We start from the raw sequence: 24416 nt of genomic DNA on the forward strand, positions 1-24416 counted from the left end.
GCCTGGGTCCTCGATCCTCACTCCGTGCAAAACGGGCAGCGCACAGGCTATTGACTGGTCGTGAGTAACGCGGCTACGTTGCCGCAAAAGTTCCTGATTTCAAATTCAAGTTCGTATATGCGAACCCATGAATGCCTGAGTTGGCGTCCCTCATCACCCGTCGGCCCGGGAGCCCGGAGGCCGAGGACGGTGCCGACCGACTCCGAACCGCCCGGGGGCACCTACCCGGGACCGGGTCAGTGGGCATTCCGAAGAACTCGCTGTCGTCGGCCCGGATCCCTTGGAACCGGTCAACGGCGTCGGCTGTGCACGACGACGGACGGGATTGCCCGGCTGTCAGCCTCGCCCCTCTCAACGACGAGTATTCGAGGAGCTGGTCCGATGACCACACAGAACCCGCCGGAGGGTTTCGCGATCGACGGACCCGGGTCCACAAGCCCCGGTCCGGCCGCAGGGGCCTCGGCAGCAGGGACGTCCCCTGCGCCGCGGAAGATGCGCAAAGTGGCTCTGGCCAGCTTCATGGGCACCGTCATCGAGTTCTATGACTTCGGCATCTACGGCACAGCAGCAGCGCTGGTCTTCGCCAACGCCTTCTTCCCCGTCCTCGGGGAGCAAGCAGGGACCGTTGTGTCCTTCGCGACCCTGGGCGTCGCGTTCGTCGCGCGCCCGCTCGGTTCACTGGTGTTCGGGCACTTCGGTGACCGCCTCGGGCGCAAGCGCACCCTCATCGCCACGATGACGATGATGGGAGCCGCGACCGTACTCATCGGTCTGCTGCCCACCGCAGCGAGCATCGGGATCGTTGCGCCCATCGCACTGGTCCTGTTGCGCATCGCACAGGGGCTGGCCGCTGGTGGCGAGTGGGCTGGCGCAGCCCTGTTCACTTCCGAGCACTCACCGAAGGACCGCCGTGGCTTCTGGGCGATGTTCACCAATCTCGGCGGCGCGTTCGCGAACATCCTTGCTCTGGGAACGTTCCTGGTGGCAGCCCTGTACATGAGCGACAAGACCTTCGTCGCCTGGGGATGGCGCGTTCCGTTCCTGCTCAGCATCCTTCTCGTTGTCGTGGGTCTTTACGTGCGCCTCAAGACAGAGGAGACCCCGGCCTTCGAGGCCGAGGCGAAGCAGCGCCGCACCGCGGGCGGCTTGCCGTTCAAGGAGGCCTTCGCGAACCAATGGAAGGAGATCCTGCTCGGAGCGGGTGCGCTCGTGATGGCCTTCTCGCTCGGCTATATCGGGATCGCGTACCTCACCAACTACGGCACCGCCACGCTCGGACTCACGCGGCCCGAGGTACTGCTGGCCGGCATGTTCGGCAACGTCATCAACTGCGTGGCCATCATCGCCGGCGGCATCCTGTCCGACCGGTTCGGCCGCCGACAGGTACTTCTGGTGGCGAACGTCCTCGGCGTCCCATGGGCTCTGGCGCTGTTCCCGCTGCTGGACACCGCCTCACTCACCGCCTTCTGGATCGGCATGTCGGTGACCTTCGCGATCGCAGGCGTCGGCTTCGGTGTCGCGGGGTCCTTCCTTTCCGAGCTGTTCCAGACCCGCTACCGCTACACCGCAGCCGGCCTTTCCTACAGCCTTGCCGGCGTCCTCGGGGGAGCCATTCCGCCCCTGGTGGCTGCCAGCATCATCGGCACGTACGGCGGCTTCGTGTTCGGAGTGTTCCTGGCCGTCTACTGCCTGATCGGGTTGGGCTGCACGCTGGCCCTGCGGGAGACCCGTGACCGTGAACTCGTCGAGGTGTCCCCGGCCAGGGGGGACGCAGCGTGACGCTCACGATCACGGCCCTGTCCGTCGGCCGCGTCTTCGGCCTGCACAAGCCGTCGCTCACCTACCTGCGGGGTTGGGGCGAGGCGATGGACATCCCCCTGATCATGTTCGTGATCGAGGGCGGAGGCGCACCGGTGATCGTCGACACAGGGGCCGACCTCGACCGGGCGTGGAAGCATCACCGCATCAGGATGGAGCAGACACCTGAGGAGCGTCCCGACACAGCGGTGCGGGCGTTGGGCATCGATCCCGAGGACGTGCGGCTGGTCGTCAACACCCACCTGCACTGGGACCACAGTTCGAACAACCACCTGTTCCCGAACGCACGCATCGCTGTGCAGCAGAGCGAGATCGACTACGCCCGCAACCCTGTGGTGTGGCACCGCCGCCAGTTCGAGGACGTCCCGGAGCTGACAGCTGCCTGGCGACGGGCCGAGGACCGTATCGATGCGGTCGAGGGAGACGCGGAGTTGGCGCCGGGAGTCTCGCTGGTCGCGCTGCCGGGCCACACACCAGGTTCGCAAGGTGTCCTGGTCGAGGCCGGGCCCAAGCGATACCTGATCGCGGGCGACTGCGTCGACCTGTATGAGAACTGGGCCGGCGACGCGGAGGCCGGCCGCATCCCGTCCGGATTCTTCACCGACATCGTCGCCTACGAGCACAGCATCGGCCGAATCGAGAAGTTGGGCTGCGAAGTGATCCCGAGCCACGACCCACTCGTGGTCGAGCGCCGCTTCTTCCGATGAGCGCGCGCGACGCGGTCCGACTAGCCCGACTGCTGGAGGAGAAGGCGATGAGCGCCCCTATTGCGTCCTGGGGACGTGAGGTCACCGTCGAGCACGTCGGCGGCGTGCCGTATCGCATGTATGAGCCGCGTGCGCGGCGGGTGGAGTCTCTGCTGGACCACGCCGACCGTTGGGCGGGCCGGGCCCACATGATGCAGGGCGACGTGCGGCTCGACTTCTGCGACCTGGTCGCGACGGTTCGTCGCAAGGCGGCGCAGCTGCAGCAGCATGGGATCGGCCGCGGGGACCGGGTCGCACTGCTCGGCTGGAACAGCCCGGACTGGGTGGTGAACCTCTGGGCCACCTGGTGGCTGGGCGCCGTCCCCGTGCTGGTCAACGCCTGGTGGAGCAGCCGCGAGATGGAGCACGCCTTCGAGCAGCTCAACCCGCTGTCCGTGATCGTCGATCCCCGTCTGGAGCGCAAGCTCCCCGCCGGGAGCCCGACCGCGCCGTGGCCGATGGCCGATGTGATCGACGGCCCGCTGCCGGAGCGCCCCGAATCCGACGATGAGAACGAGCCGGCCCTGATCCTCTTCACCTCGGGCAGCACCGGTTCTCCCAAGGCAGCCGTGCTCTCGCACCGCTCGATCATCTCCGGACTGCATTCGCTGCTGCGCATCACCAAACGACTTCCGCAGGAACTCGACGGCGCAGCACCTAGCGTCGCTCTGCACACGGGACCCCTGTTCCACGTGGGTGGCGCACAGACGCTTGTGCGTGGAGTCGTCGTCGGCGAGACCCTGGTGTTCCCAGAAGGCAAGTTCGACCCGAACGCGGCGATGGACCTCATCGCGGCACACGACATCACCCGCTGGAGTGCTGTCCCGACCATGGTCAGCAGGCTCCTCGACGCGCAGGCGGTCCGGCCGGTCGATCTCAGCAGCCTCAGGTCCCTGACCTTGGGAGGCGCCCCCGCCCACCCGACCCTGTACCAGCGCATCCGTGACGAACTCCCTTCCGTCCAGGCGCGCGTCGCCACCGGGTACGGGCTGACCGAGAACGGTGGGCAGGCCACCGCAGCCAGCGGACGCGACACCCGCGACCGCCCCGGTTGTTGCGGCCTGCCGTTGCCCACCGTTGAGATCTCCTTGGGTGACCGGACACCCGAAGGGGAGGGCGAGGTGCTGATCCGCGCGGCCTCCCAGATGCTCGGCTACTACGACGAGCAGGCGAGCCCCATCGACTCCGAGGGCTGGCTGCACACCGGCGACCTCGGGCACATCGACGAGGACGGCTATCTCTGGGTCACCGGCCGCAGCAAGGACCTCATCCTGCGTGGTGGCGAGAACATCGCGCCGCTGGCCGTCGAGCGCGCTCTCGTTGGCGTGGACGGTGTCCTCGACGCCGCAGTGATCGGCCTTCCCCATCCTGACCTGGGTGAGGAGGTCGCAGCCATCGTGGTGGTTGACGGGCCCACAGCCTTTCGGCCGGACCTCGAGGAGTACGTCGTCGCTGCACTCCGCTCGAACCTGGCGTCCTTCGCCGTACCGACCCGTTGGCGGTTCCAGACCGACGAGCTGCCGGTGCTGGGCTCGGAGAAGGTCGACAAGCCTGCGCTCGAGGCGGAGTTCATCGCCGAGTCCGCCGCACAACTCCATCGCCCCGACAGCTGAGGCGTCGCGCAAGCGCCTCTCCAACGGGTGGTGGCGAGTCGTCTTCCGAGGCTCGCCACATCCACACGGGCGTGCGCGTCGAACAGGGCCCGTTCTGCTACGTCCTTGACGGCGAGCGTCCCTCGATCCGGCGTCAAGCCGTAGTCCCACACCGGGTGTGCCACCCGGTGTGGGTTCTTCTCTGCGTCAGGCCTCGGCGATGGTCGCGGCGTCAAGAACGAACCGGTACCGCACATCTCCGGATGTGAGCCGGTCATAGACCTCGTCGAGTTCCTTCGCGGCGATGACCTCGGTCTCGGCCTTGATGCCGTTCTCTGCGCAGAAGTCGAGCATCTCCTGGGTCTGCGGCATGCCACCACTCATCGACCCCGCCAGCGTCCGGCGGTTGGTCAACAGCGTGTACGGGTCGATACGCAGGGGCTCATCGGGCACTCCCAGGTTGACGAGGGTGCCGTTGAAGTCGAGCAGGTCGAGATGAGCGGAGAGATCGTAGTTCGTCGGGACGGTCGAGACGATGAGATCGAAGGAGTCCCGCAGCGGCTCCAGGTCGCCGGTCGTCCGGTAGTCGTCGGCGCCGAGGCGTTCGGCGTCGGCCCGGCGGTCCTCGGTGAGTTCGAGGACCGTCGTGTGTGAGCCGAGGGCGTGAGAGATCTGCACACCGATGTGGCCGAGCCCGCCGAACCCGAGGATGCCGACCCGGGTGCCTGGTCCCGCGCCCCAGTAGCGCAGCGGCTGGTACATCGTGATGCCTGCGCAGAGCAGTGGGGCCGCGGCCTCCAGGGGCAAGGCTTCTGGGATGCGGGCGACGAACCGTTGGTCGACGACGACGAGTTCGCTGTAGCCGCCCAGCGTGGTGGTCCCGTCCGGATCAACGCCGTTGTAGGTCAGCACCTTGCCGTGTCGGCAGTACGACTCCTGCCCCGCCCCGCAGGCGGAGCAGGTCCGGCATGAGTCGACCAGGCAACCGACACCGACGTGGTCGCCGACAGCGAGGCCGGAGACGGCGGACCCGACTTCGCGGACCCGGCCCGCGATCTCGTGGCCGGGAACGATCGGATAGCGGGTGTGCCCGAACTCCGCCCGGGCGTGGTGGACATCGGTGTGGCAGACGCCGGAGTAGGCGATGTCGAGCAGCACGTCATTCGGCCCGACGTCGCGGCGCTCGATGGTGATCGTGGTGAACGGCGCTGTCGGACCTGCCATGGCTCGGGCTTGTGCGGTGATCACGCTGGTTACCTCTCGTTTCGGGGCGTCAGCTGATGAGGGACTGGTACTCGAGGTACTCCTCGATTCCGTACCGGCCCATCTCGCGGCCGACGCCCGAGAGCTTCAGACCGCCGTGTGGGGCACGCATGTCGATGGGGGCGCCGTTGATGCGCACACGCCCGGTGCGGAGCCGCCGCCCAACGTCGCGAGCTCGTTCGGGGTCGGCGGACCAGACGCCGCCGGCGAGTCCGTAGTCGGAGTCGTTGGCGATGGCGACGGCGTCGTCCGCATCGTCGAAGGGGATGATGACGTTGACCGGGCCGAAGACCTCCTGCCGCGCCAACGTGTCGTTGTTGGTGCCACTGAACACAGTCGGCCGCACGTAGTAGCCACGGTCGAGGTGCTCGGGCGCGTCCGGGCCTCCCGCAACCAGCCGCATCCCTTCATCGATGCCGGTCCGGATGAACCGACGCACGCGCTCGCGCTGGACGTCGGAGACAACCGGCCCCAGGGTCGTCGCCTCATCGAAGGGGTCGCCGATGACGAAACTCCCGGCCTTCGCCGCGGCGATCTCCTCGGCCTCGGCCAGCCGGGACCGCGGGACTAGCGTCCGCGACAGGCCCCCGCAGACCTGGCCGGCGTTGCGGAAGGCGTCGGTGAGCCCGTCCGTTACGGCCTTCTCCAGATCAGCGTCTTCGAGGATGACGTTGGCGGACTTGCCGCCGAGCTCCAGCGCCACGCGCTTGACCGACTTCGATGCGAGCTCCATCACCCGGCTGCCTGCGCGCACCGACCCGGTCAGCGACACGATGTCGACGAGCGGATGGGCCGCGAGAGCCTCACCGATCTCCGGGCCTGTTCCGCTGACCAAGTTGAACACGCCGTCCGGAAGGCCCGCCTCGGCGGTGGCCTTCGCGAAGACGAATGAGCTCAGCGGTGCGACCTCCGTGCCCTTGAGCACCATGGTGCATCCCGCAGCCAATGCTGCGCCCGCCTTGAGTGCCACCATCCGCATGGGGCCGTTCCACGGGGTGATCGCGCCCGCCACACCCGCGGGGATGCGCCGCACGATCGTGTCGTCGAACCGCTCCTCCCAGAGGATGTCCTTGATGCTCGCCGCGGCGATACGCAGGTCGTTGATGGGGGCGGCGACGTGGGAACTGCGAGCGAGCGTGATCGGCGTGCCGATCTCGCTCACGGTCGAGCGCGTCAGCTCCTCGGCCTTCGCCTCGAGGATGTCGGCGATGCGAGTGAGCACAGCCGTCCGCTCCGCCGGCGACGACCGCGACCAAGATTCAAATGCCTGCGCGGCAGCCTTTGCGGCGCGGTCGACATCATCGATGTGCCCCCGCGGCACCGTCGCGATCTGCTCCTCGGTCGCTGGGTTGACCACGGTCAACCGGTCGGTCCCTGCCGAGTTGACCCATTTGCCGTCGATGAAGATCATGTCCTGCTCGATCACGGCTGGCTCCCTTGTGCGAGCACTCCGAGATCGCAACGAGCGATATCGCGTGAACGCATATACGAACTACTGTCCCGTATGACGATTCACGACGCTACAACCGTTGACTGGCCCGGTCAATGCACCTGCTGGCTCGGGCGGCAGGGCTCGCGTCGTTGCGATCTCCACGTCCATTGACAGGCGACGTCCGCCCGCCTAGCTTCAACTAGCGCCGTCTATGCGATCGCTAGTTCATATATGCGACAGCGGCGGAGGTTCGCTCGCCACGCTGAGTTGAATGATCCAGCCCCCTGACGGCGAGCCAGGCGTTCGACAACGAGGGCGCGTTGGTGAACGCAGGCGCGATGTCCCGGTGCGGATTCGTTTCGACAAGATCTAAGACCTGAGCGCCGCAGATGTGGTGCGGCCCAGTGAGGAGACGACGATGCCGAAGGGGCCAGCGAGCGGGAGCTTCGCGCAGAGCGACTCTGGGCCGCTCGCCGGGATACGGATCATCGAGGTCGCCGGGCGGGGACCGGGGCCCTTCGCGGGCATGTTGCTGGCGGACATGGGCGCCGAGATCCTGCGCATCGACCGTCCGGACCCTGCCGAAAGGCCGCAGGCGCCCGACCATCGTCTGGAGCTGTACAACCGCGGACGGCGGTCCGTGATCGTCGACCTCAAGCACGCACAGGGCCCAGAGGTCGTTCTGCGCCTCGTCGAAGAGGCCGACGCCATCTATGAGGGGTACAGGCCAGGGGTCGCTGAACGTCTCGGGATCGGCCCGGACGCCTGCCTGGAACGCAACCCCGGGATCGTCTACGGGCGTGCGACCGGTTGGGGGCAAACCGGCCCGCTCGCCCAGAAGGCCGGCCACGACATCAACTACATCGCCCTCGCCGGAGCGCTGGAGCCGATCGGGCACGCGGGCGGGCCGCCCACGATCCCCCTCAATCTGCTCGGCGACTACGCCGGCGGCGGGATGATGCTGGCTTTCGGCATCGTGTGTGCCGTGCTGGAGGCACGCCGCTCCGGACTGGGACAAGTCGTCGACACGGCCATGGTGGACGGGGCGTCGCTGCTCATGACCCTCTTCCACGGACGTCGGCTGATGGGCACCTGGAACGATGAACGGGGCACGAACTACGTCGACTCAGGCGCCCCCTTCTACAACGTCTACGAGACCAGCGACCACAAGTACGTCGCGATCGGTGCCATCGAGCCGAAGTTTCAATGGGCACTCTTCGACGCTGTCGGCGTGGACCTCGACGGCATCGCCATGCCGGTATCGACAGTTGACCGCACTGACTGGCCCGAGCTGCGTCGCCGACTCGAAGCGGTGTTCTCTACGCGGACCCGCGACGAGTGGACCGAACTGCTCGCCGACGTCGACGGGTGTTTCTCGCCCGTCCTGGCCCTCGGAGAGGTCGCCACGCACCCGCACCACCGGGCCCGCGACGGCTTCACGAGCCTGGACGGAATCACGCAGCCTGCGCCCGCGCCGCGGTTCGGGCGGACCCGGCCGACCCTTCGTACCGTGCCTCCCGCGCCGGGGCAGCACACCCAGGAGGCCCTGGCCGACTGGGGCTTCACGGACGACGACCTGCGGACGCTACGGGCGGAGGGGGCGATCCGGTAGGCACTGTGGCGCGCCCGCCCGCCGAATCGAGCCGCACGGTCCCGCTCTCCTGCAGGGCGCCGCAGGGGACGGGGCCGTGCCAGTACCGGGCTGCTGGCTGCCAGTTGGCGCACCAGGCCGCTTCTTGTCGACGTCGCGGCGGTGACCTCGCGACAGCGGCACCATCCTCCTGCCGCGCCTGATATTGACACTGCAGGAGCCCACTCATAGCCTCCGACTGTAAATGCGCACCGGTAATCGTAATTACGAACCGAATGCGCTCTCTTCCCCGGTGCTCCCACGACTTGCCCGTTCAGCTGCGCGACACGGCGATGCTCGCCCCCATCGACGACAACGGAAGTGACGGTGGGCCTGGATGACCGCGCTCGAGGGCGTGAAGGTGATCTGTCTCGGACAGTTCTACTTCGGCCCGTACTGCACGATGCTGATGGCCCGCCTGGGCGCGGACGTCATCAAGATCGAGGCACCCCAGGGCGATCCGTACCGGCGGCTGCCCACCGTCGATGAGGACGGCTACCCCATCCAGTTCCGCTTCCTCAACTCCGGCAAGCGCAACATCCGCCTCGACCTGGCCAACCCCGCCGGGCAGGAAGTGCTGCGCGACCTCGTCCGCAACGCCGACGTGCTCGTGCAGAACCTCTCCCCCGGAGCGATGGACCGCTTCGGGCTCGGCTACGACGAGCTCAGCGAGATCAACCCCGGTCTGATCATGGCGTCGGGCAGCGGCTTCGGCTCCTTCGGCCCCTACGCCGGCGAATCCGCCATGGACCTCACCATCCAGGCCCGCACAGCGATCATGAGCACCACCGGATTCGAAGACGGCACCCCCGTCCGCACCGGCCCCTCCGTGGTCGACTTCATGGCGGGCACGCACATGATCGCCGGGGTACTGGCCGCGCTGTTCCAGCGCACCCGCACCGGCCGCGGCCAACACGTCGAGATCTCGCTGCAGGACGCCATCCTGCCCTCCTTGACCTCGAACATCGCCGGCCTCATCAGCAGCAGCACGGCGAAGAGCCCGGAACGCACCGGCAACCGCCACGGTGCGTTGGCCGTAGCGCCGTACAACGCCTATCGGACAAGCGATGGCTGGATAGCCCTGCTGTGCCCAACTGAATCGCACTGGCAGCGGCTCTGTGAGCTGATGGGCGACCCGGCCGCCGACGATCCAAGGTTCGCCACTATGAGTGGCCGCTGCGACCACATGGACGAGGTCGACGCGATCGTCGAGCGGTGGACGAGCACCTACCCCAAGAACGAACTCACCCGCATGCTCACGGATCTGAAGGTCCCGTGCGCTCCGGTGGTGACCTTGCCGGAACTGCTCGAAGACCCCCACGTCCGCGCCCGCGGGGTACTGCGCAACGTCACCGACGAGCAGGGCACGTTCATGACCCTGGGCAGCCCGCTCTTCCTGTCGGACTCACCGATGGTCGAGCCGAGGCGCTCCGGTGACATCGGTGCTGACACTGACGAAGTCCTCGACGAGCTGGGAATGTCGGTCCAGGACATCGCCAGGCTGCGGGCATCCGGAGTCATTTAAGCAGCAGTCCTCGGCCTGCCGTCAGTGGTTCTTGGCTGACGTCGAGGGACGCTGTTCCTGAGCAGCGGTCCATCGTTCAGGACGCCCGCGTGCGTACCGGATTCGGCCGTCCGCGGCCAAGTGGGTCAAGTGTGAGGAGGTTTCGCCAAGAGCCGATCTCAGCGACCGGGGGGTCAGCGTTGAGAACGGCCTGGCCCACGAGACCTCCTCGGCGACCTTCCACACCGTGTCGCATCCCTGCTCGACCGCTTGCTCGATCTCCACGAGTCGCTCGCGGTGATGCTGATGCAGGGCGTCGATGCGGAGGGACAAGCGGTCGAAGGGCCACTCGTGACCCGGCAGCACCAGGGCGGAGCCGGGCAGGTGCCGCAACCCGTCCAACGAGGCCAGGTACTCCCTCAGCGGGTACGGGCCAGAACCGGGGCGGCGAGCGACATTCGGCGTCACCTTCGGAAGGACGTGGTCACCGTCAGCACCAGGTTCCGCTCACGCTCGTGGAAACACAGATGCCCGTCTGTGTGACCTGGGGTGTGCAGGGGCACCAGGGCTCCTCCGGTACCGGGTACGGCGACCCCGTCTGCGAGTTCCACATCCGGTTCGACCGTCGGCAACACCGCGTCGAGGGCGCGGAGTTCATCGTCCAATTCAGCGAGCAGCGGCATCGGCACGCCACAGTCCCTCAGCCACGCCCCGATTTCGCGAAGTCGCTGCTGTCGCTCGCCGAAGTCGACTCCGATCTGGACCCGTTCATTCGGATGCGCGCCGATCCATGCCGAGGTGTGCTCACGGATACGAGGGGCGAGTCCGAAGTGGTCCGGATGGGCGTGGGTGATCACCACCCCGACGACCTCGTCCAACGCCGCACCCGCTCGCGACAGGCCGTCGAGGAAAGCCTGCCAGGCCTCGTCGGAGTCCCAGCCAAGGTCGACGACGACAATCCCGTCGGGATAGCGCAGTGCGTACGAATAGGAGTAGGCCAGCGGACTGGGAAAGGGGATCGCCGTCGCCCAAGCCCCTGATGCCACCGCGAAACCCTCGACGCGGCGGGTCGGCCGCTCTTCCGGGCGGCTGTAAGCCGCAGGGTGCGGACGCTGGGGTGGCGGCATTGGCATGGCTCTCGTGGTTCGTTGTAGGGACGGGGACTTGGAGTCGGGTCAGAGTGGCAGCCGAGTTACGGACGCGCCCCCACGGGCGAGGTGAGGTCGAAGCAGTCCTTCGCCACTTCGGCGTACCGCGCTGTCACTGCCGGGTCGTGCCCTGGGACGACATCGGTGTTCGGACGGGCGTCCAGGTCACGCAGTGCCTGGTAGGAGTCCAGCATCGCCTCGATGTCCGTGAAGAGGTAGAAGGGCCTGTCGCGTTCGATCTCGGTGTAGTGATGCATGGCGTCAGAGGCCAGGACGATCTGCTTGTCGTCCACGCTCACCTCGGTGACTATCTGGCCGGGCGTGTGACCGGGGAAGCGGGTGGCACGTATCCCCTTCACCAACTCCTCGCTCTCTCCAGTCAGGTGCAGCCGCTCCTCGCGCCGCAGCGTTTCCAACTGACGTACCTCGGCGGACTCGACGGGCCACGAGAACGCCGGCCGGTCCCGGTGGCGGCCCGTCCAGTACGCGTATTCCGCGCCGGCCATGTGGAACGTGGCGTTGGGGAACAGGCCTGTGTTGCCGACGTGGTCGAAGTGCATGTGCGTGAGGATCACGTGATCCACCGAAGCCGGGTCCGTGCCTGTGCGGGAGAGCAGCTCGGACGGAGCGGTGTCGACACGCCGGTTGCGGACTGCGGCCGTCTCTTCGCTGAATCCGCAGTCCACGACCGTGGTCCGGTTTCCGGAGCGGACCAGCCAGAAGAAGTAGTCCATGCCCACGGCGGCGTCGGGCTCGCCGTAGAGGTCGTAGCGGTAGAACACCTCACTCGACATGCACTCCGGACGGGCCGCGTACCGCAGCGCGTAGACCTCCCTGATGTCTTCCGACATGTTCTGTTCTCCTTTCGGTCCAGGGCGGTCCTATGGGCGGAGGTCGGTATTGGTCCGGTCGGGGCTGAAGAGGACTGCGATGAAAGTGATCACCAGGGCGACCGACACCAGGCCGGCCACCGGGATCCATGAGTCCGTCGCGTGCACCAGATAGGTGGCCAGCAACGGGGAGAGACCTCCGGCGAGAGCGGCGCTGACCTGGTAACCGAAGGAGAGGCCGGTCAGTCGCACACCGGTGCCGAACAGCTCGGCCAGATACGCCGCCATCGGACCGAAGATCAGCCCGAGGAAGAACAGAGCGACGACGAAGGCGACGAGAACACCGAGTGTTCCGCCGGCGAGCAGGAGGGGGAAGAAGGCGAAGCCCCACAGTGCAAGGCCAACGGCTCCCGCCATGAGCGGGAAGCGGCGGCCCCGACGGTCCGAGAGATATCCGCCGAAGATCACGGAACAGATGTAGAGGGCCTGCGCGACGGTCGACATCGCCAGCAGAAATGACTCGCTGGAGTCCCCTTCCCGTACAGCGAAGGGGATGCTGAACACGAGAATGACGTAGTACGCGGCAAAGAGTCCGAAAGGGGCGCCGAGGGCGATCAGCACCTGGCACGGATGTGTCCGGAAGAGTTCGACCAGGGGCCGCCGTACCGTCTTCTCGCGCTCCAGCGCCTCCGCCATCACCGGCGTCTCGCCGAGGCGGTAACGGACGTAGAAACCCACGGCCAGGAGAGCGGAACTCACCAGGAACGGCAGCCGCCAGGCCCACCCCGAGAACTGCTCTTCCGTGGTGACAGCGGTGAGCACGGCCATGAGCCCGGAGGCCGCCAGGAAACCCAGTGAGGAGCTGGCGCTGGTCAGAGCGCCGAAGAGTCCCCGCCTGCCGGAGCCGTGGGTGTGCTCGACGACCATCAGCGCGGCGCCACCGTACTCACCGCCGACCCCGAGCCCCTGGATGACCCGCATCAGGATGAGGAGGACCGGGGCGGTCACACCGATCTGGTCGTACGTGGGCAGCAGGCCGATGGCCGTGGTCGCGGCACCCATCATCGTGAGGGTGATGAACAGGATGCGGCTGCGGCCGATCTTGTCGCCGAAGTGGCCGAAGACGATCCCGCCGAGCGGGCGGACCAAGAAGCCCACGGCGAAGGTCGACCAGACCAGCATCGTGCCGACGAAGTCGTTACCGCTGGGAAAGAAGAGGTCGCCGAAGACCAAGCCGGAGACGGTCGCGTAGACGAGGAAGTCGAAGTACTCCACGACGGTGCCGACCATGCCCGCGACGACGACCCGCCTGCGACTGGGAGGCTTCCGGGAAGGGACCACGTCGGCTTCTCTGCCGGTCACGACCGGAGGCACAGCTTTGACCATGTGACTCCTCCCTCTCCGTCGTCGTTGACGGCACGCCTGAGTGCAGCAGGCAACAGGTGAGTGTCGTCCGTATATATGAACTCCAGTTCTGATTTAGGTCAAGCTAGGAGCCTCCTGAAAAGGCTGTCAAGAGGGATGACTGCTCGGCCTGCACGTCAGCCCGCGGCTCACCTGGGGTCGCACTCGGGCTGGACAGGGGCCACGGGGAAGGAGTGGGCCGTCACGCCGGTGTGGGTGACCCGCGGTTCGGCCTCCGCGATCTTCCGGGCCAGGAAGTGCGCCTTGCCCCGGGAGATCCCCGATTGAATGCGTGTGCGGTCCGGCCTCTGACGCAGTGCCACTTCGTGGAAGGTCGGCTGTGCGTCCGGGGTGAGCGTGCTCCCGGGGGATGTGGGCGCTCCCGTACGCGGTCCAGGCGAGCGGAAGGCCGGCGGCCCGGAGGAGGCGAAGCTGCGTTGTTTGAACCCTTGACACCGCCTGCAGGCGCCGATACTTTCCACGAATTCTCAAATACGATCTAGAAATCGTATATACGAACACCACTAGCCAAGTGGGAGATCCCTCAGCACGGAAATCGCAGGTGAGGGCGCGCTGCCACCTGATGCTGGGTGGGACGACGAACTGATCGCAGGAGTCAAGGGAGACGCCATGCCGGACATCGAGACCAGCGGGACAGCCCGCGGGAAGATACAGCGCCGAGTGCGCTCGGCTGTCGTCGTCGGATCTGCTCTCGAGTGGTTCGACTTCATGCTCTTCGCGTCGATGTCGGCGCTGATCTTCAATCGGATCTTCTTCGCGAACTTCGATCCGGCGAGTGGCACCCTCGCGTCGTTGGCCACCTTCGGGGTGGGCTTTGTGGCCCGCCCGTTCGGCGCGATCGTCCTGGGGGCAGTCGGCGACCGCATCGGCCGGAAGACGGTCCTGATGCTGACCTTCGTCCTGATGGGTGTGTCGTCAGGCCTGATCGGCCTGCTTCCGTCGTACGCGGCCATCGGAACGGCGGCTCCGATCATCCTGGTTGTCCTGCGTCTCCTGCAGGGGCTCGGTGCCGGAGCGGAAACGTCGAGCGCCATGGCCGTGTCCTATGAGTACGCCGATCCGAATCGGAAGGGCCGGCAGGCCTCGTGGCCGGCGCTCGGGTCGAACATCGGGTTGTTCGCCGCGTCGATCGTCGTCGCGATCCTCGCCACCACCAGTGACGAGTTCCTGTACGGCATCGGATGGCGAATCCCGTTCGTCGCCAGCTTCGTCCTGGTGGGACTGGGCCTCTGGGTGCGGGCCCGGATGCCCGAAACTCCCGAATTCAGGGATGCTGCCGCCAACGACGTGATCATCCGGGACAAGTCCCCGCTGCGGAACCTGCTCCGGAAGCACTGGCGTGGACTGCTGATCACCACGTTCGTGTACTTCGGCTACAACGGTGCCGGCTACCTGTTCAAGACCTTCTCGCTGGCCTACCTGACCACCTACCGCCACGTCGATGCGAGCGTCGGTTCCCTCGGCGTCGCGGTGGCGACTGGCACTGCGGTCCTGGTGGTCCCGATCGGCGGACGGCTGGCGGACCGATGGGGCGCCTGGCGGGTCGTGCTCGGCGGCGGGATCTTCGTGGCCGCGTTCTCCTTCCCGTTCTTCTTGTTGCTGGACACCGGGAACACCGTGCTGATCTGCATCGCCCTGGTCGTCGGCACCGGAATCGCCGCACCGACCATGTTCGCTGCGTACGGCGCATACTTCGCCCAGCAGTTCCCGGTGGAGGCTCGGAACTCCGGCATCAGCACCGGCATGGGGGTCGGCGGCGCGATCGCGGGCGGGCTCGCGCCGGTCACGGCGCTCGCCCTGGTTCAGGCCTCTCCGACTCACGACACGTGGGGTGTCTCCCTTCTCTTCGTCCTCTCCGCGGCGTTCATCGTGGGTGGCGTCGTGTTCGACCTGCGGTCCCGGGCCAGTGATCCCCGCCCGGCCGCCCGAGCCGACGAGCCCGCCGCCGAAGGAGCTGTCGGCACTGGGGCATCACACGCCCAGGTGTCCACGCGGGAGAAGGTCGTGGACGGCTGACATCTGCGCAGCGACTCAGCTCGAGCGATTCGAAGACACGGGACCTCGGCGCCACGGACTGCGCGCAGGCGTCCCTCACGAGAGAAGGACGGATCCATGGCGGACCACTCCCGCGGGATGCACCGCGGTGCTGAGGACGCGAGCGCGCACCTCGCCCGAACCGCTGCGAGCCTGACCTTCGAGGACATGCCGGATGCGGCAGTGACGGCTGCGAAGTGGGGCATCCTCGACACGCTCGGCGTGTGCCTCGCTGCGACGGGTGGATCGCCCGGCTACCTGGACCCGGTCCGCGGGTTCCTCGATGTGGCGGCCGCCCCGGGCGATGTGCCGACCCCGACGCTCGGCCGCCGGATGCCTGCTCTCGACTCGATCCTCTGGCTCGGATCGCTCGCCCACACCCTCGACTTCGACGACGTGGCCGGGTACTCCCACCCGTCGGCCCCAGCGGTGACCGCGGCGCTGCCCGTGGCTCATGCCGAAGGGCCGGTCGACGGCCGCCGCCTGATCACGGCGGTGGCGCTCGGCCAGGACATGGTGATCCGTCTCGCCCAGGCCCTGCGACGGCCGATCTCCGATCACGGGTGGCTCCCGTCCATCCCCGGCGTGCTGGGCGCGGCGATGACGACTTCGTCGTTGCTGGGCCTCGACGCCGAGCGGATCCAGAACAGTCTCGGGCTGGCTCTTCATCAGACCTCGGGGACCATGCAGGCCCTGGCCCGGCCCGGCTCCGCCTACCGGGCGGTGCGCGAGGGCATCAACGCGCGGGCCGGGGCGCTGTCGGCGCTGCTCGCCCGAGAGGGCCTGCCTGGTGACGACGAGAGTCTCGAGGGGCAGTACGGGTATTTCGGGCAGTTCTTCGGCGGCGAGTACGACCCGGCATTCATCCGCGGAACGGAGCTACTCGGTCCGCTCACCTCGTTCAAACCATGGCCGTGCGCCGGGCATCCCCAGCTTTTCCTCACGGCCCTCGACGAGCTGCGCCGCAGCGGTTCGGTCGCGCCCGAGCGCATTGCGAAAATTCGAATCACCGGTTGCAGTGACCTGCTCCCGCACCAATGCGCACCGATTGAGGTTCGCGCCGCACCGACGCGCAGCATCGACGCGAAGGTCAGCATTCCCTTCCTCATCGGGAAGCTGCTTCGTCACGGCACGATCTCCATCCAGGACTTCGCGCCCGAAGAACTGGGCGACGCGGCGGCGATTGAGCTGGCAAGGAAGGTCGAATTCAGCGTCGATCCGACGCTGCAACGCGGCGCCAACGGCTACGGCGTCGGGATCGTCGAAATCGAGCACGACGACGGACGCATTGCCCGGACGCAGTCGGAGCACCCCCTCGGGCACCCGGACAACCCGCTGAGCTTGGAGGACATCGTGGCCAAGTTCCACCGATGCGTCGAGGCGAGTGCGGTCAAGATCTCCTCCGACACGACCGAGGAGATCGTGGCCACCATCGTGGGGCTGGAAGACGCGCCCGACGTCAGCATCTTCCTCGAGCTCCCGTTCGAGGGGACAGGCAACTGAAGGGCTCGCAAGGGGTGACGATGAAAGCGATCGGGTTCACAGAGTTCGGCGGCCCAGCGGTACTTCGCGAGGTCGAGCTGCCTGAGCCGGAACCCGGCCCGGGCGAGGTGCGGGTGCGGGTGCGGGCCGCTGCTGTGAACCCGACCGACACCCTGCGGCGCAGCGGATTCAGTGCTGAGGAGATGCGCGGCGCACCGAAGCCGTACGTGGTCGGGATGGACGTTGCCGGGGTGCTCGAAGAGATCGGTCCGGACACGGAGACGGACCTGGCCGTCGGTGATCGCGTGATGGGCATCGTCTTCCCGCGCGGCACTCACGGCGCCTACTCGGAACAGGTCGTGTTGCCCGCCGAATCCGTGGTGCGGACCCCTGCAGGTTTCGATGACGCCGCCGCGTCGACATTGCCGATGAACGGGCTCACCGCGCGGATGACGCTCGATCTGCTGGGTCTGCGCCCGGGGCAGACCCTCGCCGTGACCGGGGCCGCGGGCACGTACGGCGGCTACGTGATCCAACTGGCAAAGGTGCAGGGACTGCGGGTGCTCGCCGATGCGGCCCCGAAGGACCGGGAACTGGTCCGCGAGCTCGGCGCGGATGTCGTCGTCGAGCGCGGCGACGATGTGGCGGAGCGAATCCGCGACGCCGTGCCGCATGGGGTCGACGGGCTCGCCGACGGCGCGCTACTCGACGACAAGGTCATCGGCGCGGTCCGCGACGGCGGGCGCATCGCGACCTTGCGCTACTACACCGGCAATCCGGCGCGAGGCATCACCTTCCACCCCGTCCGCGTTCGCGAATACATCACCGAGCGGGACAAGCTCGACGAGCTCCGTGCACTGGCCGAGCGGGGCCAACTGACCTTGCGGGTGGCGGCGACCTATCCCGCGCGACGTGCTGCCGACGCTCACCGAAGGCTGGCGGCGGGAGGCACCCGTGGCAGGCTCGTTCTTAAGTTCGGTGATTGAGCCGGCCATTCACCAGGGAGATCGTCACGGGCAGGCCCACGGGATTCATGGATCGCGAATCGGTGGTGTCAAAAACGCGTGGGCTTGCGTGTGTGAACGTCAGCTCGCACGTCGCGCTCTGGGTAGGACCGCGGTGCCGGACCCGCCCGCTGCCGTGGCAGGAGCGTTGTCGATCCCGCGGCACCCTGACACTCGTCGATGTCGCTGCACCGCGCACGGACGAGACGTTCGAGATCGGTGCATCGCTGATAGATGGACGTTCAAGATGATCACCCAGGGCAGCACGGTGCCGCAGCGGTACATCCCGAAGCTCATCGAGCCATGGGAGCTGGGCCGACTTGACGCATTGGCATGCGCCAGGACCAAGCAACGGTCGCCGCAGCCCACGTCGCGCTAGCACCCCGTCTCCGTGCGCTCGTCTACCTCGGGGATCGACCACCACGCGTCCGGCTCATCGGCATCCCAGGGCACGATCTGCGCAGGGACAGAGCACGGCGCTGGGTGAGAGGGGACATGTGGCTCGTCGACGCGGGCGGTGGCGCTCGTGACCGTCGCACATTCGCGGCACGCATCTGCAAGGCGCCACGAGTGTGCGCACTGGGTCAGGGCGAGCAGGATGTCTCCTCCGCAACCGCGATGTCGGCCATGCCAGCGGCAGCCACCCTCCCTGCACCGACAGGTACGCAGATGAGGCGGTAGCCAGTTCCGGCGTGCGTGTTCGGCCAGGTGCCTCAGCGCTCCCTGACGGATCCCTGCTGCTCCCACGGGGATTTGGAGCGGGCCGCAACTAGTGCATCTCAATCTCGTCGAAGCACGATTCGGAAGAACCTCGACAGTCCACACACGGGGTGGCGGTGTCACTGAGGCCGGCGCTGCGACGGTCACCGGTCACCTTCCTTCGTCGGGCGAGCCTGCGCTGCGGCTACCAGCGGGACGGCGGCACTGTAGTGCAGACTCCTGCCCTATAGGGAAGACGACTGAAGCCGTGTCAGATAGGGCAGAACTCTGCACTGACAGGGCAGGGGTCTGCACCGTCCGATTACTGAGTGACGATCTTCCCGCCCGAGCCGGACCTCGAAGCCATGCGCTTGGAGCTCTCGCGCTTGCGGGCGGAACGCGGCTGGACCTACGACGAGCTTGCCGAGCGCAGCGGCCTGGCCAGGCGCACACTCATCGAGATCGAGCAAGGCCGCACCATCGGCACCCTTAAGACCTGGCACGCACTCGCCCACGCCCTTGGTTCTCCGGTGGGCGCCCTGCTGTCCCATCTCTGTGACGGTCATCCGGCCCCCATGCCGCCGGTCGACTAGCGGGGCCCGTTGCAGCCGTTCGCCGTCGGCCGCGAGGCAGATAGTTCTGCCCGAAGTGATGACCAGATGCGAACACGTGCTCGCTTAGGGGAACACGTGAGCCCTCCTCGTGCTGCGTGAGAGTGATACGACGGCTGAGTCGCGACAGTGACCGCGTGTGGGCTGTCACCTTCACCCATGCAAGACAGATCTTGCAGCCCGGTTGTGTGCTGTCAGGGGCGCGTGAGCAGCGATCCCATGTGCTGGGCAGCGCCGGACTGCCGGGTCTTGCGTGTGCGCCACCTCAAAGGCGCGGTAAGCGTTCCCGTTTCTTGTGGCTTCGATTGGAACTTTGCGCATGCTGGATCCCACTGACGAACAAGCCGCTGCCGTCGACGCCTTCCGCGACGGCCAGCACCTCGCACTTCAGGCCGGGGCGGGAACCGGGAAGACCACCACGCTGGTGATGCTTGCCGACAGCGTCAGCAGCCGAGGCCGCTACATCGCCTTCAACAAGGCAATCGCGACGGCGGCAGCCCGCACCTTTCCTCGCCACGTGCTGTGCAAGACCGCCCACTCCCTGGCCTTCGCAGCGGTAGGGCACAAGTACCTGTCCCGAATGAACTCACCCCGGACAGCTAGTTGGCGCGTCGGACAAGAGCTGGGCATCAGCAAGGACACCCGTATCGGAGCGCGGGATGTCAGTACGCGAGCTCTTTCCCACTGCATGCTGCAGACGGTCACGCGTTTCTGCCACTCATCCGACCCCGAGCTGACAGCACGTCACGTGCCGCCCCTCCGTGGCATCGAAGCTCCCGAGGAGCGAGCGGAACTGGCTGACCTGGTGTTGCCGTACGCCCGCAAGGCATGGGAGGACGTCCAGCAGACCGACGAAGGCATCGTGCGCTTCGAACACGACCACTACCTGAAGATCTGGGCGCTCTCCCAACCCCGAATCCCCGCCGACTTCCTTCTCCTCGACGAAGCCCAGGACACCAACCCCGTCCTGGAGAAAGTCCTCAACGACCAACGCCAGCACACGCAGCTGGTGATGGTCGGAGACTCAGCCCAGGCCATCTACGGCTGGCGCGGTGCACGTGACGTCATGACCGGCTTCCAAGGCACCCATCTGCACCTCTCACGCTCGTTCCGCTTCGGGCCTCGATTGGCCGAAGAGGCCAATCGTTGGCTCGCCATCGCCGAGGCCCCCATCCGCCTCACAGGAACCCCCGACATTGCCACGTCGGTCAGCCCGGCCACGGCATCCCCTGCCGCAGTACTGTGCCGCACCAACGTCGGTGCCATGATCGAAGTTCTCCAGTACCTCGACGCCGGCAGACGAGTTGCCCTCGCCGGCGGGGGAGGCGCCCTGCAGGCACTCGCCGTTGCAGCCAGGGATCTGAAGTCCGGACGCCGCACCACCCACCCCGAACTGATCCTCTTTCGTTCCTGGGGTGAACTGCAGGACTACGCGGATAAGGACCCTTCCGGCCGTGACCTCGCGCCCCTGGTGGACCTCGTGGACGAGCACGGAGCCGAAGCCATCCTCGCCGCCGTAAACCAGCTCACCCACGAAGACCGCGCCGAGATCACCATCTCCACCGCCCACAAAGCGAAGGGGCGCGAGTGGTCATCGATCCGCATCGCTGACGACTTCACACCACCACCAGACGACGAGGCCAGCCAGGACGAGCACGGCAACCCTCTCCCCGGACCGATCGACCTTGGGGAGGCCCGCCTCTCCTACGTCGCCGTCACCCGAGCTCGCCAACACCTCGATCTAGGAGGCCTTTCCTGGATCCACGATCATCCGCAAGGCCGTGGCGCCGCAGCGTCTGACGGCTGACCGGCCTCAACATCCGCACTGTCCGATGCCTTTCTGGAGCCCGAGGCTGCCGAACTGGCAGCGAAGCGGCGGACCGACGCCGACATCACCCTCCTGCTGGCGACGGTCGACAAACTGCTGCCCGTCACACGCCAATAGGGAGAGGAGGCACTCACGGCATGCTGACGCTGATCAGCGCAAACCGCAGCCCAGTATGAGCAGTGCTCGCGGCTTTGCAGCCCTGTCTCTGGGGCGGCAGTTCTCGCCAAGCGTTTCCCCTGACCGACGGATTCCGGCCCTGGGCGGCAGAAGCGTCTCTTCTGTCAGCTGCAGCCTGTCAAACTGCGTTCCGAGAGCGAGTGAGCAAGCAAGTGTTTCGAGCACTCGGGGGGAGTCAGGATGGGGAGCCGCAAGAGTTATTACCGTGCAGGGCATTACGTCAGGCCATCTGGCGTGTCTGGACGTTCAAAGAAGCCAGCGACGTGGGTGATCGTCGTGGTTGTTGTGCTGATCATTGCCGGGTGGAACACGCTGTTCGGTAGTGACTCGGACAAGTCCAGTCCGGCGCCGGAGAAGTCCGGGCCCTCCGCTCCTGCTTCTCCGGGCCAGTAAGAAGCCGAGAAGCGGCGCGGAAAACCAAATCTGGAGCTGGTCTCGGCAGGGGCGTCAACGTTCGCCGCGGGCTTGGATTCGCCGTGTCATCTTGCCCCAGATGCCCGCTCTCGGGGGCCGGGTCTGCTGGGCTGCTGGCTGGTCATCTGGAGCGGGACGAGTTGAATCCTGTCGGAGCCTCTGCCAGGCAGCCTTCCACTGAGCCACCTGATCCTCCGGCACACCACATGCAGACAGATAGATGGCAGTCGTCTTCCAAGTCTTCGGCAACGCAGTTCGGTTTGCTAGGTAGCTGACCGCTCTCTTCGAGATCTGCCCGCCGGAGCGCTGGCTGACCCATCCTGCGTGAGGCCGGACACCCTGCGGACGTCGGCCAGCTTCTCGATGAAGCCCTCAGCGGTACGAACGTTGGTCGGCTGTGGCCACCTCCGTCGATCGGGGTCTGAGGCAGAGACACTGACCGGCTGAGTCGGCAGAAACGCTTGGTTGCGCCCGAGCGCAAGTCGGCCGCCGGTATTGCGGTTCCGGGCTTGTGGCAGCGGGCGTCCCTTGGCCCCCAATGACAACCGCAGGTGTCGGTAGACGACATCAAGTTCCAGCAGTTCGGGGCCGTTACGGATGCCGCTACGCAGAACGTCGAGCAGTTCCGCTGTGAATGCGGTGTACGTTTCGCCCGCCGGTGCAAGCGCCGGGCGCGTCTCCGAAGCCGCGGCCAAGAGGTAACTACCTTCTACTGTTGCTTGGTTCACCAGCTCCGAGGCGCCGTCGCCCATGGTGCCCAGGGCCAGGCCGCCGTAGCAGCAGTCCAGTACGACGACGTGTCGCTCTGCCTGACTGCCGCTTAGTGCTTGCCGCAACCAGTCATAGGGCAGGCCAGTTTCAACCAGGTGCTGCTTCGTTTGGGGCCTTCCAAGGAAGAGCCCACCTTGTGGATCCACGAGTCCGTGCCCGGCGTAGTAGACGAAGAGAGTGTCGCGCGCTTGCCTCCCCGAGTCTCGGACAGCTGCCATCACTTCTTCTGAGCTCATTGGGTTGGAGATGATGGCGCAGTTCTGCGGCTGCAGGCCCCAGCAGGCAGGGGTGGTGAGCGCTTCTGCCAGCGCTGTCAGGTTGTTGGCGACCGTGGGCAGCGGTTCGAGATGGTCGTACTGGCTCGTGCCGATGAGCACGGCTCGTGAGGCACCCGGGTCCGGCAGCTCGCTCACTCGTCGGCAGCCTCTGCCACCGGCCCGTGCTCAAGGAAGCGGATCACTCGTTCAACTTCCTCGTCGCTGCAGTTGGTGAGTGTGACAGCTGTATCACCGTGGTTGATCGTGATGCTCGGGTTCTGTGGACGAGTGCGCTTCCACGCGACGAGAGCCATCACGAATGACGCCGCGCTCCAGCTGTTGTCGGTCACGAGTTGGATCACGTCGACGAGGGTGCCCATCTGCCCGGGTCGTGGCGGTGCTTCCCTCAGCTCCAAGCTGGCAGAACGGCGGATGTCTGCTTCGCCGCGAAGCCAGGCGTGTAGGGACCGGAGCTCACTTGCATCCCCTTCGACGCACAACTCGGCCCGCAAGAGTCCCCCTCATGGCTATGTCAACTGTGTTTAGCCGTCTCTCCATGGTCGGCCATCTCGGGTCTGCGAGGGGCGTGTTTCGGCGCAGGAGTCGGACTTGTTCGGGCCGCTTGCCGGCGCACGGGGTTATCCGGGTGGGCCCGCTGGCTATCGCAGGGGCTGCAGTTGCCCTACGCGGCCGATGCGACCGTGGGCCTTGGAGAGCCGAATTCGAGGTCACGGACTTCATCGGCCCGCGGCCGGGGACTGAAGATGTCGCAAACGCACGCCTCACGGCCAGAGTGCGAGGCGATTCGCGAGCACAGCCGCAGCCGCACCGGGTCGCCGAGCGCCTTGAACACCGCAGCGGCACCCCGCCGCCCAGGCGACAGCGGCCGCTCGTCCAGCGGTGGGCAACATGTGCCACAGCCGTCTCCATCACCGGCAACGCCTCAGTTCGAGACGAGAGCGACTCCCAAGAGGTCGATCGTCGCACCCCGAAGAGCGGTGTCGAATGAGGCTGCTGCAATTGAACAGGTAATGCGCACCCGGTCCAGCATGTTCGCCCTCGGTGACTGGCTCCAGATGAGCGTCGAGCGACACGTGTTCACTGCTAGGTGAGCGGTTCCCCGTTGTCGATGCTCCGGGCCAGCTGGGTCGCGTAATCGGTAAGGACCTTGCGCAGGTCGGCGTAGTGAGGGATGGCATCAGGGCGGGTCAACTGGTTCCACGTCGTGTTGCGCATGCGTGCCCACTCGCGCTGGACGTCGGGCGTCTGAGCAGCTTCGATCGGTCTCGGGGCGAAGACGTGCTGGCCTCGGGTCACTTGAACCCAGACGAAGACGGAGGCTGATTGCCGCTTCCGATCGTCGAGAAATGGCGAAGCATGGTGACTCGGTGGTGCCAGTCGTTTGGTGATGCTGTCCCAAGCGTCCTGATCAAGAGCCCAACTCTGAAGGGCTTCTCGGCGTCGGTGGTAGTCGATCGGATAGGGCGTCGAGGAGATTTCTTCGGCAATGCCTTCAAGTGCCCTGTGAAACTCAAATGGATCGACCCGCTTGATCGCCGCCGCCGAGAAATTATGACGTTTCAACGGAATTCCCAGGTATGCCGCAGAAGCCCCCATTGATCCGCCGAGCACCCACTGCACTAGACGAACAGCCGCATTCATGCGTAGGAGCTTGGGTGTCGCGCCATGAAAATGGTGAAAGTGGCGTTCGAACCAGCCTTCCTCCAAGGAAGCGGGAATGTGCGCGGGCC

Annotated in this window: 19 protein-coding genes and 1 pseudogene; 10 read left to right on the forward strand and 10 right to left on the reverse strand. The window is 66.6% G+C overall.

Going from position 1 to position 24416, the window contains the following annotated elements; genetic code table 11:
- The first annotated feature begins 381 nt into the window (after window positions 1–381).
- Genes ACSMXX_RS28720 through ACSMXX_RS28730 form a run of 3 tightly spaced genes read left to right on the forward strand, consistent with a single transcriptional unit; the run spans window position 382 to window position 4177 of the window.
- On the forward strand, window positions 382–1779 hold the full coding sequence (locus tag ACSMXX_RS28720) for an MFS transporter (RefSeq protein ID WP_473181572.1): 1398 nt from the start codon (window positions 382–384) through the stop codon (window positions 1777–1779).
- Entirely contained in the window at window positions 1776–2525 is a 750-nt protein-coding gene (locus ACSMXX_RS28725; protein ID WP_473181573.1) for an N-acyl homoserine lactonase family protein, read from the forward strand. The genes ACSMXX_RS28720 and ACSMXX_RS28725 overlap by 4 nt, the downstream gene beginning before the upstream one ends.
- 47 nt (window positions 2526–2572) lie before the next feature.
- A complete protein-coding gene (locus tag ACSMXX_RS28730) occupies window positions 2573–4177 on the forward strand; it encodes a class I adenylate-forming enzyme family protein (RefSeq protein ID WP_473181574.1) in 1605 nt (534 codons plus the stop codon).
- Between the two features lie 186 nt (window positions 4178–4363).
- On the opposite strand, the gene ACSMXX_RS28735 is transcribed toward ACSMXX_RS28730, so the two are convergent.
- The gene (locus ACSMXX_RS28735) at window positions 4364–5380 is read right to left on the reverse strand and encodes an NAD(P)-dependent alcohol dehydrogenase (protein WP_473181575.1); all 1017 of its coding nucleotides are present in this window, start codon (window positions 5378–5380) and stop codon (window positions 4364–4366) included.
- Between the two features lie 49 nt (window positions 5381–5429).
- Complete coding sequence (locus ACSMXX_RS28740; protein ID WP_473181576.1) at window positions 5430–6845, reverse strand: aldehyde dehydrogenase family protein; 1416 nt, start codon at window positions 6843–6845, stop codon at window positions 5430–5432.
- Between the two features lie 424 nt (window positions 6846–7269).
- On the opposite strand from ACSMXX_RS28740, the gene ACSMXX_RS28745 reads away from it, so the two are divergent.
- On the forward strand, window positions 7270–8463 hold the full coding sequence (locus tag ACSMXX_RS28745) for a CaiB/BaiF CoA transferase family protein (protein ID WP_473181577.1): 1194 nt from the start codon (window positions 7270–7272) through the stop codon (window positions 8461–8463).
- Window positions 8464–8818: 355 nt separating this feature from the next.
- Window positions 8819–10006 carry a CaiB/BaiF CoA transferase family protein gene (locus tag ACSMXX_RS28750; RefSeq protein ID WP_473181578.1) on the forward strand — a complete coding sequence of 396 codons (1188 nt, stop codon included), beginning with the start codon at window positions 8819–8821 and terminating at the stop codon, window positions 10004–10006.
- A gap of 443 nt (window positions 10007–10449) precedes the next feature.
- Here ACSMXX_RS28750 and ACSMXX_RS28755 read toward each other — a convergent pair whose 3' ends face one another.
- From ACSMXX_RS28755 to ACSMXX_RS28770, 4 genes are all read right to left on the reverse strand, one after another.
- Window positions 10450–11031: an MBL fold metallo-hydrolase gene (locus ACSMXX_RS28755; protein ID WP_473181579.1), complete on the reverse strand. Its 582-nt coding sequence runs from the start codon at window positions 11029–11031 to the stop codon at window positions 10450–10452.
- A gap of 146 nt (window positions 11032–11177) precedes the next feature.
- Window positions 11178–11984, reverse strand: coding sequence for an N-acyl homoserine lactonase family protein (locus tag ACSMXX_RS28760; RefSeq protein ID WP_473181580.1), 807 nt, complete (start codon window positions 11982–11984; stop codon window positions 11178–11180).
- Window positions 11985–12014: 30 nt separating this feature from the next.
- On the reverse strand, window positions 12015–13349 hold the full coding sequence (locus tag ACSMXX_RS28765) for an MFS transporter (RefSeq protein ID WP_473181581.1): 1335 nt from the start codon (window positions 13347–13349) through the stop codon (window positions 12015–12017).
- Window positions 13350–13516: 167 nt separating this feature from the next.
- On the reverse strand, window positions 13517–13690 hold the full coding sequence (locus tag ACSMXX_RS28770) for a hypothetical protein (RefSeq protein WP_473181582.1): 174 nt from the start codon (window positions 13688–13690) through the stop codon (window positions 13517–13519).
- A gap of 307 nt (window positions 13691–13997) precedes the next feature.
- On the opposite strand from ACSMXX_RS28770, the gene ACSMXX_RS28775 reads away from it, so the two are divergent.
- The 5 genes from ACSMXX_RS28775 (at window position 13998) to ACSMXX_RS28795 (ending at window position 21025) form a co-directional block, all read left to right on the forward strand.
- Window positions 13998–15404 (forward strand): MFS transporter, encoded by a 1407-nt coding sequence (locus ACSMXX_RS28775; RefSeq protein ID WP_473181583.1) that lies wholly within the window; start codon window positions 13998–14000, stop codon window positions 15402–15404.
- A 96-nt stretch (window positions 15405–15500) separates the two neighbouring features.
- Window positions 15501–16925: an MmgE/PrpD family protein gene (locus ACSMXX_RS28780; protein ID WP_473181584.1), complete on the forward strand. Its 1425-nt coding sequence runs from the start codon at window positions 15501–15503 to the stop codon at window positions 16923–16925.
- Between the two features lie 20 nt (window positions 16926–16945).
- Window positions 16946–17890: an NADP-dependent oxidoreductase gene (locus ACSMXX_RS28785; RefSeq protein ID WP_473181585.1), complete on the forward strand. Its 945-nt coding sequence runs from the start codon at window positions 16946–16948 to the stop codon at window positions 17888–17890.
- Window positions 17891–18936: 1046 nt separating this feature from the next.
- Window positions 18937–19200 (forward strand): helix-turn-helix transcriptional regulator, encoded by a 264-nt coding sequence (locus tag ACSMXX_RS28790; RefSeq protein WP_473181586.1) that lies wholly within the window; start codon window positions 18937–18939, stop codon window positions 19198–19200.
- A gap of 337 nt (window positions 19201–19537) precedes the next feature.
- Complete coding sequence (locus ACSMXX_RS28795; RefSeq protein WP_473181587.1) at window positions 19538–21025, forward strand: UvrD-helicase domain-containing protein; 1488 nt, start codon at window positions 19538–19540, stop codon at window positions 21023–21025.
- Window positions 21026–21900: 875 nt separating this feature from the next.
- Here ACSMXX_RS28795 and ACSMXX_RS28800 read toward each other — a convergent pair.
- The 4 genes and pseudogenes from ACSMXX_RS28800 to ACSMXX_RS28815 all read right to left on the reverse strand — a co-directional run bounded on the left by ACSMXX_RS28800 (window position 21901) and on the right by ACSMXX_RS28815 (window position 24393).
- On the reverse strand, window positions 21901–22821 hold the full coding sequence (locus ACSMXX_RS28800; protein ID WP_473181588.1) for a caspase family protein: 921 nt from the start codon (window positions 22819–22821) through the stop codon (window positions 21901–21903).
- Window positions 22818–23177, reverse strand: a complete 360-nt coding sequence (locus tag ACSMXX_RS28805; protein WP_473181589.1) for an effector-associated constant component EACC1 — start codon at window positions 23175–23177, stop codon at window positions 22818–22820. Before ACSMXX_RS28805 ends, ACSMXX_RS28800 begins: the two co-directional genes overlap by 4 nt.
- Window positions 23178–23428: 251 nt before the next feature.
- Window positions 23429–23563 (reverse strand): annotated as a pseudogene (locus ACSMXX_RS28810) (transcriptional regulator); the annotation flags it as partial.
- Window positions 23564–23769: 206 nt separating this feature from the next.
- On the reverse strand, window positions 23770–24393 hold the full coding sequence (locus ACSMXX_RS28815; RefSeq protein WP_473185055.1) for a hypothetical protein: 624 nt from the start codon (window positions 24391–24393) through the stop codon (window positions 23770–23772).
- Window positions 24394–24416: the final 23 nt, after the last annotated feature.

This window comes from Streptomyces sp. DSM 116795 (assembly GCF_055792905.1).

Coding starts and splice junctions, on each gene's coding strand:
- ACSMXX_RS28795 (WP_473181587.1), top strand. CDS start 19,538: ATGCTGGATCCCACTGACGAACAAGCCGCTGCCGTCGACGCCTTCCGC.
- ACSMXX_RS28720 (WP_473181572.1), top strand. CDS start 382: ATGACCACACAGAACCCGCCGGAGGGTTTCGCGATCGACGGACCCGGG.
- ACSMXX_RS28760 (WP_473181580.1), bottom strand. CDS start 11,984: ATGTCGGAAGACATCAGGGAGGTCTACGCGCTGCGGTACGCGGCCCGT.
- ACSMXX_RS28775 (WP_473181583.1), top strand. CDS start 13,998: ATGCCGGACATCGAGACCAGCGGGACAGCCCGCGGGAAGATACAGCGC.
- ACSMXX_RS28765 (WP_473181581.1), bottom strand. CDS start 13,349: ATGGTCAAAGCTGTGCCTCCGGTCGTGACCGGCAGAGAAGCCGACGTG.
- ACSMXX_RS28750 (WP_473181578.1), top strand. CDS start 8,819: ATGACCGCGCTCGAGGGCGTGAAGGTGATCTGTCTCGGACAGTTCTAC.
- ACSMXX_RS28730 (WP_473181574.1), top strand. CDS start 2,573: ATGAGCGCCCCTATTGCGTCCTGGGGACGTGAGGTCACCGTCGAGCAC.
- ACSMXX_RS28735 (WP_473181575.1), bottom strand. CDS start 5,380: ATGGCAGGTCCGACAGCGCCGTTCACCACGATCACCATCGAGCGCCGC.
- ACSMXX_RS28745 (WP_473181577.1), top strand. CDS start 7,270: ATGCCGAAGGGGCCAGCGAGCGGGAGCTTCGCGCAGAGCGACTCTGGG.
- ACSMXX_RS28780 (WP_473181584.1), top strand. CDS start 15,501: ATGGCGGACCACTCCCGCGGGATGCACCGCGGTGCTGAGGACGCGAGC.
- ACSMXX_RS28785 (WP_473181585.1), top strand. CDS start 16,946: ATGAAAGCGATCGGGTTCACAGAGTTCGGCGGCCCAGCGGTACTTCGC.